This window comes from Lentilactobacillus sp., assembly GCF_040773105.1.
In the GTDB taxonomy this organism is placed as follows: Bacteria; Bacillota; Bacilli; order Lactobacillales; family Lactobacillaceae; genus Lentilactobacillus; species Lentilactobacillus parabuchneri.
In genome coordinates this window covers 1-9826 of sequence record NZ_JAXGWW010000065.1, presented here as the reverse complement: position 1 = coordinate 9826, position 9826 = coordinate 1, and the positions used below count along the sequence as shown (strand labels likewise).

General features: G+C 44.3%; 11 protein-coding genes. 10 read left to right on the top strand and 1 reads right to left on the bottom strand.

Annotation, left to right across the window (positions count from 1 at the left end):
* Nucleotides 1–663: ribose-5-phosphate isomerase RpiA (rpiA, locus tag AB3112_RS05065; protein ID WP_367334057.1), on the bottom strand; the 663-nt coding region annotated here is incomplete at its 3' end.
* 145 nt (nucleotides 664–808) lie between these two features.
* Here rpiA and AB3112_RS05060 point away from each other — a divergent pair.
* The 10 genes from AB3112_RS05060 to rpmG all read left to right on the top strand — a co-directional run bounded on the left by AB3112_RS05060 (nucleotide 809) and on the right by rpmG (nucleotide 9816).
* On the top strand, nucleotides 809–1348 hold the full coding sequence (locus tag AB3112_RS05060; RefSeq protein WP_057910305.1) for a dUTP diphosphatase: 540 nt from the start codon (nucleotides 809–811) through the stop codon (nucleotides 1346–1348).
* Between the two features lie 92 nt (nucleotides 1349–1440).
* Nucleotides 1441–2814: a DNA repair protein RadA gene (gene radA / locus AB3112_RS05055; RefSeq protein WP_057910304.1), complete on the top strand. Its 1374-nt coding sequence runs from the start codon at nucleotides 1441–1443 to the stop codon at nucleotides 2812–2814.
* 29 nt (nucleotides 2815–2843) lie between these two features.
* Nucleotides 2844–4016, top strand: coding sequence for a PIN/TRAM domain-containing protein (locus tag AB3112_RS05050; protein ID WP_057910303.1), 1173 nt, complete (start codon nucleotides 2844–2846; stop codon nucleotides 4014–4016).
* An 88-nt stretch (nucleotides 4017–4104) separates the two neighbouring features.
* Nucleotides 4105–5598 carry a glutamate--tRNA ligase gene (gene gltX, locus AB3112_RS05045; RefSeq protein ID WP_367334056.1) on the top strand — a complete coding sequence of 498 codons (1494 nt, stop codon included), beginning with the start codon at nucleotides 4105–4107 and terminating at the stop codon, nucleotides 5596–5598.
* Nucleotides 5599–5737: 139 nt separating this feature from the next.
* On the top strand, nucleotides 5738–7144 hold the full coding sequence (cysS, locus tag AB3112_RS05040; RefSeq protein WP_084975039.1) for a cysteine--tRNA ligase: 1407 nt from the start codon (nucleotides 5738–5740) through the stop codon (nucleotides 7142–7144).
* Nucleotides 7145–7152: 8 nt separating this feature from the next.
* Nucleotides 7153–7563 carry a Mini-ribonuclease 3 gene (locus AB3112_RS05035; protein ID WP_057910338.1) on the top strand — a complete coding sequence of 137 codons (411 nt, stop codon included), beginning with the start codon at nucleotides 7153–7155 and terminating at the stop codon, nucleotides 7561–7563.
* Nucleotides 7553–8350, top strand: coding sequence for a 23S rRNA (guanosine(2251)-2'-O)-methyltransferase RlmB (rlmB, locus tag AB3112_RS05030; protein ID WP_057910300.1), 798 nt, complete (start codon nucleotides 7553–7555; stop codon nucleotides 8348–8350). Before AB3112_RS05035 ends, rlmB begins: the two co-directional genes overlap by 11 nt.
* A 24-nt stretch (nucleotides 8351–8374) precedes the next feature.
* Nucleotides 8375–8905 (top strand): NYN domain-containing protein, encoded by a 531-nt coding sequence (locus AB3112_RS05025; RefSeq protein WP_057910299.1) that lies wholly within the window; start codon nucleotides 8375–8377, stop codon nucleotides 8903–8905.
* A gap of 152 nt (nucleotides 8906–9057) precedes the next feature.
* Nucleotides 9058–9615 (top strand): sigma-70 family RNA polymerase sigma factor, encoded by a 558-nt coding sequence (locus AB3112_RS05020; protein WP_075141264.1) that lies wholly within the window; start codon nucleotides 9058–9060, stop codon nucleotides 9613–9615.
* A gap of 51 nt (nucleotides 9616–9666) precedes the next feature.
* Complete coding sequence (gene rpmG, locus AB3112_RS05015; RefSeq protein WP_008858258.1) at nucleotides 9667–9816, top strand: 50S ribosomal protein L33; 150 nt, start codon at nucleotides 9667–9669, stop codon at nucleotides 9814–9816.
* Nucleotides 9817–9826 lie beyond the last annotated feature (10 nt).

Here is a 9826-nt window from a genome sequence, read left to right as displayed (position 1 = left end):
TGGTCCATCCTCTCGGCCAACGATGACGGTGTTCACCAGGTTCAAGAAGAGTCCGTGTTCGACGACGCCGGTCAGTTGATCCAGTTCAAGTGCCAACTCATTTGGATGGTCAATTCGGCCTAAATGAAGATCGATAATATGATTATTCGAATCCGTCGTGACGTATTTGCCATCCTTCATTCGAAATTCGGGTTTGTATCCGCGGTTTTCCAAACGTTTAAATAATTGTTGGCTGCCATAGGGGATAACTTCCAGCGGGAGCGGAAAGGCACCTAACTGATCAACCATTTTGCTCTCGTCGACGATCCACATATTTTTGTGTGAGTTGATGGCAACAATTTTTTCCCACAAATGAGCACCGCCGCCGCCTTTAATTCCTTGAAAGTTTTGATCGACTTCGTCAGCGCCGTCGATTGTCAAATCAATATGGTCAACTTCATCGATGCCCTTAGTTGGAATACCCAAACTGTTGGCCTGCTTGCGAGTTCGCTCAGAGGTTGGTACGCCGACAATTGAAAGGTGCTCGTCTTTTACCCGTTGTCCCAGTGCATCCACCATGAATTTAACGGTTGATCCGGTTCCGAGACCCACAATCGTGTTGTTTTCGATGAATTTGACAGCTTCTTGGCCGACCAATTGTTTGAGTTCGTCTTGATGTGTCATATTTTGTCCCCTCATTTCAAAGTTGTTTAAAGGTTTTACTACACTCTAATACTGCGATAAATTACCGCGCTTGTCAATCTATCCAAACGGTGCGACATAGTTTATACTACAATGATAGAATAAATGAGAAAAAGGAGCCAGACTTATGAAACGTGGATTTGAAATTGTTTCAAAATATAACGATCAGGATTTGAACGTCCCTTACCGAACAACTAATCATGCTGCCGGCTATGACTTTGAAAGTGCAGTTGATATGGTGATTCCCTCGATTTGGAAAAGCAACTTTTTGAAAGTCCTTTGGTCAATTAAGCACGAAAAAGCGGTCGACTCGACCGCCCTTGAAGGGGCCAAAAAAGTCCTCAAGCCGTTTTTAATTCCAACTGGCATCAAGGCCTACATGCAGCCCGATGAGGTCTTGATTATCGCTAATCGCTCCAGCAACCCGCTCAAACGTGGGCTGGTGATTCCAAACGGGATCGGCGTGATTGATTCGGATTACTATAATAATTCTGCTAATGAAGGCGAGATCTTCGTTCAGATTTTAAACTTTGGCATTTCGGATATTCACATCAAAAAGGGTGAACGAATTGGCCAGGGGATCTTTATGCCATTTTTGATAAGTGATCAAGATGATGATCAAAAAAAGCAAACCCGAAACGGTGGTTTTGGTTCATCTGGTCAATAATTTATAAGATGCCTTAAAGTCCACGGTTATTCGGTCGAAGTTTAGTAATAAAGTGCTAAAATGTTGATAGTGTAAGTAAGAGGAGAATTTAGTTGGCAAAAGTTAAAACACAATTTGTATGTCAAAACTGCGGCTACATTTCCCCAAGGTATTTGGGCCGCTGCCCGAATTGCAACCAGTGGAATACGTTAGTTGAAGAGACGATTGCACCGAAGAACAGTACCATGGCAACCCAGAGTCTTAGACGAAACGGAATCCATGATAACAAGCCCGAGGCGATTAACAAAGTTGAATTTCACCAAGATGTCCGTTTTAAGACGGAAATGGAAGAACTCAACCGCGTGCTTGGCGGCGGTGTGGTTCCCGGCTCACTGATTTTAATCGGCGGAGATCCCGGAATTGGTAAATCGACTTTGATGCTTCAAGTATCCGGTCAGCTCAGCAAATCTGGCACAATTCTTTATGTATCAGGAGAAGAGAGCGCCAGCCAAATTAAGATGCGGGCTGACCGTCTCGGAGTTAACGGTGACAATTTGTTTGTTTATCCTGAAACCGATATGGACGTCATCAAAGACACAATCAACGATATGAAGCCTGATGCGGTGATCATCGATTCGGTTCAAACCATGCAGATTCCAGAATTACAATCGGCCACAGGCTCGGTTGCCCAGATTCGGGAAGTGACCGCCGACTTGATGAATATTGCCAAGGGACAGGGGATTACGGTATTCGTTGTTGGCCATGTAACCAAGGGCGGCGCAATTGCCGGTCCCAAAATTTTGGAACATATGGTTGATACTGTCCTTTACTTTGAGGGCGACCTTCACCACTCGTACCGGATTTTGCGAACGGTAAAAAACCGGTTTGGCTCAACGAACGAACTTGGGGTTTTTGAAATGCGGACTGACGGTTTGCGGGAAGTCAAGAATCCTTCGGAGATTTTTCTGGAAGAACGGCTGAAGGATGCAACCGGATCAGCAATCGTGGTTTCCATGGAGGGAACCCGGCCAATCCTCGTTGAAATTCAAGCCCTGGTCACGGCATCTGTATTTGGAAATGCCCAACGAACGGCAACCGGCCTCGACCGCAACCGTGTTTCCTTAATTATGGCAGTTCTTGAAAAACGGGCCGGCTTAATGCTGCAAAACCAGGACGCCTATTTGAAGGCAGCCGGTGGTGTCAAACTTGATGAGCCGGCAATTGATTTGGCAGTTGCCGTCAGCATTGCATCGTCATACAAGAACCGGGGGACCAGCCCGACTGAGTGTTATGTTGGCGAACTGGGGTTAACTGGCGAAATTCGGCGAGTAACACGAATTGAGCAGCGGGTTGCCGAAGCCCAGAAGCTTGGGTTTAGACGTGTGTTGGTTCCCGCAAATAATCTTCAGGGATGGAACCCGCCCAAGGGCATCGACGTGGTTGGTGTTTCAACGTTGTCCCAAGCCTTGAAGCTTGCACTGGGTTAATGATTGATTTTTGAAAGAAGGCGATATTTTTGAAACGAAAGAGAATTGTTCAGATTGTTTTTACGTTAGGTGGTGCCGCAATTGGTGCCAGCTATTTTCCAATGCTGTGGCTACTGCTTCAGGTAAGGTATGGCACGCTGTTCAACAACACTGCTACAAATGCAGTTGTGGGTGCAATTATTTTTTATATTATTTCGTTGTTGAGCGGTAATTATATTTTGAAGATGATTGATCGAATGGAAGCCAGACTGACCAAGCAGAGCCCATTATCGTTGTTTTTTGGGACACTGGGGCTGATTGTTGGCCTGGTCATTGCGATCCTGATTTCGATTGTCTTCTTTAGAACCCATACGTTCTTCTTGAATACGATGATTCCAACCATCTTAATGCTTGTTTTAGGCTACTTTGGATTCCGAATTGGAAATACCCAAAGTGATCGTTGGCGTCACGTGTTTCAGTCCCGGCGGAAGTCGGATACCGCAAGGGGTGCTGAAGAAAAGATTATCGACAAGCCGGTTGACAAGAATTATCACCATTACAAAATTTTGGATACCAATATTTTGATTGATGGCCGAATTTACGATGTTGTCAAAACAGGTTTTATCGAAGGCACACTGTTAGTTCCCAAATTTGTTTTGTACGAACTCCAGTACATTGCCGACTCCAGCGATAGTGTTAAACGGGTTCGCGGCCGACGCGGCTTGGATATTTTGAATAAGTTACAAAACGAAAATCTGATTCCAATTGAAATTTACGAGAAGGATTACGGAGACATTGACGAAGTCGACACGAAATTAATTCAGTTGGCCAAAGACGTTGATGGCGTGATTATTACCAATGACTTTAATTTGAACAAGGTGATTCAATTTCAAAACGTGAAAGTGTTTAATATTAACGCGTTGGCAAACTCGTTGAGACAAAAGATTTTGCCGGGTCAAAACCTGAACGTGATGGTGGTTAAGAACGGAACCGAACGTCAGCAGGGGGTTGCTTATCTGGACGATGGCACGATGGTTGTCGTTGAAGACGGGCGTTACTTCTTGAACGACCATATTGATGTTGTGGTGACTTCAGCGATTCAGACGGACGCAGGTAAAATGGTCTTTGCACGTCCGGAGCATTCAACTAAAAATATTTCGGATAAGTCAGAGTCTGAAAAATCAAATGGCAATCGAAAAAATGGGACAAATCACAAGAAGTAGTCGGGTTGCCTTTATTTTTCCGGTAGTTCATTGTAAACTCTAAATATTGACAAAATTTTGATTCATTTTAAGAAAGAGGCGTTATACATTGGCAAACAATGCAATTCGAGTTCGTTATGCTCCAAGTCCAACAGGCCACTTGCATATCGGAAATGCACGTACAGCCATTTTTAATTATTTATTTGCACGGCACAATAAGGGAAAGTTTATTATCCGAATTGAAGATACGGATACGAAACGAAACGTTTCCGATGGTGAAAAAAGTCAGCTCGATAACCTGAAGTGGTTGGGCCTTGATTGGGATGAAGGTCCTGATGTTGGCGGCGACTACGGTCCCTATCGTCAATCAGAACGAAAAGATATCTATACACCTTTGATTCAACAATTGATTGATGAAGGAAAGGCGTATGAGTCATATCGGACTGAGGAACAATTGACAGCTGATCGCGATGCCCAAAAAGCCCGCGGTGAAATGCCTCATTATGAATACGAATATGCTGGAATGACAGAGGATGAAAAACAACAGGCAATTGCCGACGCTAAAGCAAAAGGTTTAAAGCCGGTGATTCGTTTCCGCGTTCCGAAGAGCCACGATTATGCGTGGGATGATATTGTTAAGGGGAAGGTATCGTTTAACTCCGACACTATTGGTGGTGACTTTGTTATCCGTAAGCGCGACGGCATGCCAACTTATAACTTCGCCGTTGTCGTTGACGATCATGAAATGAAGATCAGCCACGTTTTCCGTGGGGATGATCACGTTGCCAACACGCCTAAACAATTGATGATCTATGAAGCATTCGGTTGGCAGGCACCGAAATTTGGCCATATGAGCTTAATTATTAGTGCAGATACCGGCAAAAAATTGAGTAAACGAGACGAGTCCGTTCTTCAGTTTATTGAACAATACCGCAAGTTGGGCTACTTACCTGATGCAATGTTTAACTTCATTTTATTGCTTGGTTGGTCACCCGTTGGTGAAGACGAAATCTTTACCAAAAAGGAATTCATCAAGATGTACGATGAAACTCGCTTGAGCAAGTCACCTGCTAAATTTGATTCCAAAAAGCTTGAGTGGATTAATAATCAATACGTTAAAGAAGCGGATAACAGCACGATCATGGACTTGGCTTTACGTCAGTTGATTGCCGGGGTAAACATTCCCGAAAATCCTGACAACAAGACAATCGAGTGGGCCCGTCAGTTAATCATGCTTTATAAACGGGAAATGAGCTACATGGCTCAAATTAACGATATGGCCTCGGTGTTCTTCCAAGAACCAGATGAAATCGATGGTGATGCATTGGCTGAGATTTCAAATGAAACGGCACCGGTTGTTCTCCATGAATTTCTTGACCGCATCCAAAAATTAACGATTTTTGATTCGGTTGAGATTCTTAAAACCATCAAAGCAATTCAAAAAGACACCAAGATTAAGGGCCGTCAGCTCTGGATGCCGATTCGAATTGCGGTTACTCACGAGATGCACGGGCCAGAACTTCCGGAATCCGTTGAGTTGGTTGGTAAACAAAAAGCGATTGAGCATATCAAACAAACTTTAGCTCAAATTGATAAAGCCTAATTGATAAAAAATATTATTGTTTCGATTGGTCTCGTTGAAATTACAGCGAGACCTTTTATTATGGGTTATAGTTAAACTAATCAAAAAAGTATGAATTATGATATTATTTGACTATATCAAGTAAAGAGAGGAATTCGAAATGTTGCAGATATTTAATACCCTCACGCGGAAAAAAGAGAAGTTTGAACCCATTACCCCAGGTGTCGTTAAAATGTATGTCTGTGGCCCAACCGTGTACAATTACATCCACATTGGGAACGCAAGAAGCGCGATTGCGTTTGATACGGTCCGTCGGTACTTGGAGTATCGCGGGTATAAGGTAAAGTACGTTTCGAATTTTACCGACGTTGACGACAAGATGATTAACGCAGCCCGGGAAAATCATACGACCGTTGAAGCGATCGCCGATAAGTACATCAACGCCTTTAATCAGGATACTGCTGCATTAAATATTTCCAGTGACGTCGTTCATCCACGGGCAACCGAGAACATTCCCGAGATCATTGACTTTGTTAAAAAATTGGTTGATAACGGCTACGCTTATGATGTCGACGGCGACGTTTATTTCCGTGCGCGGAAGTTTCCTACCTACGGCGCGCTGCCTCACATCAACGTTGATCAGCTTGAAATCGGTGCCAGCCAGCACGTCAGTTCAGAAGAAATGGCCAAAAAAGCTGATCCAATCGATTTTGCTTTGTGGAAAAAATCCAAGGGTGATGAAATCTCGTGGGATTCGCCATGGGGCAAGGGCCGTCCCGGCTGGCACATCGAGTGCTCGGTAATGTCAACGAAGTATTTGGGCAAAACAATTGATATTCATGGTGGAGGAGAAGACCTGATTTTTCCGCATCACGAAAACGAACGGGCCCAAAGTGAAGCCAATACAGGACAGACCTTTGTCCGCTACTGGATGCACAACGGCTTCGTGACCATTGGTGACGACAATGAAAAAATGAGCAAGTCGCTTGGAAACTTTATTACCGTTCATGATTTGCTTAAGCATCTGGATGGTCAGGTGATTCGTTTGTTAATGTCAACCACGCACTATCGCCGACCCATTCAATACAGTGACGCCAGTGTGCAAGAGGCCAGCAGCAACCTTAAAAAGCTTCAGACGGCCTTCAATAACCTCACTTATCGGCTCCACAATGCCGACGACGGAGATGATCCAAAGACGGATCAGGAAGTTCGACAGATTGTCGCTGATTTCACGGATGCTATGGACGATGATTTTAACGTTCAAAACGGGATTGCGGCAGTCTATGAGCTTGCTAAATTTGCCAACACATACAGTGAGAGACAGACGGTCTTTAAATTAAGCTTGCAGTTTATCATCAACACGCTGCGTGAATTAGCCGGCGTCTTTGGTATTAAGTTGGAACAAAGCGAACTGAAAGACGATGAAATTTGGGCACTGATTCATGAACGTGAACAGGCCCGTCGTGACAAAGACTTTATCCGCAGCGATGAGATTAGAGAAGAGCTAAAAGCCCGAGGAATTGTACTGGAAGATACGCCACAAGGAACCCGGTTTAGAAAGGAATAATGGATTTAATGATTGATAATTTTTCCCAACTGAATGGGATTGCACTGGCTTATATGGGGGATGCCGCTTACGAAGTCTTTATTCGACGACATTTAATTGCTCAAGGACTGACCAAGCCCAAGCGGCTGCAGCACGTTGCTACCAATTACGTTTCGGCCAAGGCTCAAGCAGCGTTGATTGATTTGATGAAGCAAGAGGGCCTATTAAACGAGACCGAGTGGGATTATTTTAAGCGCGGGCGGAATGCAAACAGCCACACGCACGCCAAAAACACCGATGTGATCACTTACCGGATCTCAACTGGCTTTGAAGCGGTTTTCGGCTACCTGTCATTGAGCGATCAAACAGACCGAATGAAGCACATTGCCGACTGGTGCATTGAACAAGTAGAAAGTGGGAACCTTAAACATGAAAACTAATCATCAACATAACGAACAGCAAAATAAGGACGGCCAAGATGACCATAGCGAAGAGTTCGTCATTGGCCGCCATCCGGTTGTTGCAGCGTTAAAGAGTGAAAATCCGGTCAATAAATTATTTATTCAATCCGGAATCAAGGATGACGACAACATTATTTCAGAGATTATGAAGCTGGCGCATAAAAAGCGCTTGGTGATTTCGAAAGTCCCTAAGCAGAAGTTGGATAAGCTCTCAGACAATCAAAATCACCAAGGGGTCGTTTTATCAATTGCGGCTTTTAAATATGCCAGTATTGATGACTTGTTTGACAATGCTAAGAAGCAGGGTACCGAACCGTTCTTTGTCATTTTGGACAATATCGAAGATCCGCATAACTTGGGATCGATTATCAGAACGGCCGATGCTGCCGGCGTCTCAGGGATTATTATTCCAAAACACCGGGCAGTCGGTTTGACCGCAACCGTTTCAAAAACGTCGGCAGGGGCGATCGAGCGGGTTCCGGTTGCTCGGGTCACGAATCTTTCAAATGCAATTAAAGAATTAAAAGAACGCGGAATGTGGGTCTTTGGAACGGATGTTTCAGGGACTGATTACCGGCGTTGGGATGCTAAAGGATCGGTGGCCGTCATCATCGGAAACGAAGGCAAGGGCATCTCTGCGTTACTCAAGAAGCAGGTAGATGAAATGCTGACGATTCCAATGATTGGCGACATTCAAAGCTTAAATGCCAGTGTTGCTGCCAGTATTCTGATTTATCAAGGCTTTAACTCCCGCCATCCACTATAAAAAAAGTTAAGTTGGTGAGAAATCATGAAAGAAGACTTGTTAATCGTCGATGCCTATAATATGATCGGCAATTGGCCGCACTTAAATAAGCTGAAGCAGGACAATCGTTTGGAAGACGCGCGCGATGAGTTGTTAAAAGAGCTCTCCGAGTACAAAAAATACCGGGACATTAACATGATTGTCGTCTTTGATGCGATGTATGTCCCAGGAAACTCAAAGAGCTTTCGTCAATTTGACATGGAAATTGTGTGGACCAGTAAGGACCAGACTGCTGACAGCTATATCGAAGCCTTGGCTCATAAGCGGCAGAATCGCTTTACCCAGGTAATCGTGGCAACCAGTGATCAAGCTGAACAGTGGACAATTTTTGCGGCGGGGGCCCTGAGAATTCCTGCACGGGAATTGCTACGGGACGTCAAGCGGGCCAAACAAGAAGTCGACATTGAAGCCAGAAAGATGACGGATCAATCACAAGTGTTTCGACACACCCCGTGGGATGCGAAGCAACTGCTCGAATTGGAAAAGCTCCGTGATAAGATGATGCATGACGATTAATAAAAATATCAGTATTTTGATATTTTGAAATTGGTATAGGTATGAATTAAGGTGGCTGAACGACGGTTCGTCTTGTCGAGGTACCCGTTCTCGTTTAATGTTTTTCATAATTATTAATTGATTATCAAAAACAGTAAAAGGGGAGAACAGAAATGTTACCTAGTCAAGAAGAACAATTGATTCGTGCGGTTGCGAATCGCGACGATGAGGCATTTGCCAAATTATTCAAGAAGTATTATCCAATTGTCAGGAAATTTCGCCACCAATACTACATCGAGGGTTATGACTTCGAAGATTTGGACCAGGAAGCAGGCATTGTTCTGTATCGATCGGCGTGTTGGTTTAAGCCGGCGCGTAAAGTCAGCTTCGGCAGCTTTTACAGCCTTAACTTGAGAAATCGGTTATTTGATTTGATTCGTTCCAATAATGCCCAAAAGCGGCTTCCAAGTGAACCGTTGACGTCCATTGAGGCCAATGAACGGCTGTATGAAGCAACGGTTGCCGATTATACTGCGAGTAGTCCGGAAACTGCTGCAATCATCGACGAAGAGCTGCGAAAGCTCTACAGCAAATGTTCGCCACTTGAAAAGCGGGCCTTTCATCTCATGATGAATGATCAAGAATTTTCCAAGCTTGATGCAGAGATTCGTCGGGCGATCATTAACGCTTTTGAACGCTGTCGGCGGAAGTTTGATGACGAGATAAATTGACTCTAAACAATTTGAATGCTAAAATTACTATGCTTGTAAGGAGGTGCCGATATGGCACAAAGAAAAGTCGCTCTGGCTTGTTCGGTTTGTGGATCCCGGAACTATACGATCCCCGCAAATCCCAACCGAACCAAACGCTTGGAGCTCAATAAGTTTTGCAAGTATTGCGGCAAGTATACTTTGCACAAAGAAACTCGTTAATCATAAACGT

Coding starts and splice junctions, on each gene's coding strand:
- AB3112_RS05060 (WP_057910305.1), top strand. CDS start 809: ATGAAACGTGGATTTGAAATTGTTTCAAAATATAACGATCAGGATTTG.
- cysS (WP_084975039.1), top strand. CDS start 5,738: ATGTTGCAGATATTTAATACCCTCACGCGGAAAAAAGAGAAGTTTGAA.
- AB3112_RS05035 (WP_057910338.1), top strand. CDS start 7,153: ATGATTGATAATTTTTCCCAACTGAATGGGATTGCACTGGCTTATATG.
- rlmB (WP_057910300.1), top strand. CDS start 7,553: ATGAAAACTAATCATCAACATAACGAACAGCAAAATAAGGACGGCCAA.
- AB3112_RS05025 (WP_057910299.1), top strand. CDS start 8,375: ATGAAAGAAGACTTGTTAATCGTCGATGCCTATAATATGATCGGCAAT.
- AB3112_RS05020 (WP_075141264.1), top strand. CDS start 9,058: ATGTTACCTAGTCAAGAAGAACAATTGATTCGTGCGGTTGCGAATCGC.
- rpmG (WP_008858258.1), top strand. CDS start 9,667: ATGGCACAAAGAAAAGTCGCTCTGGCTTGTTCGGTTTGTGGATCCCGG.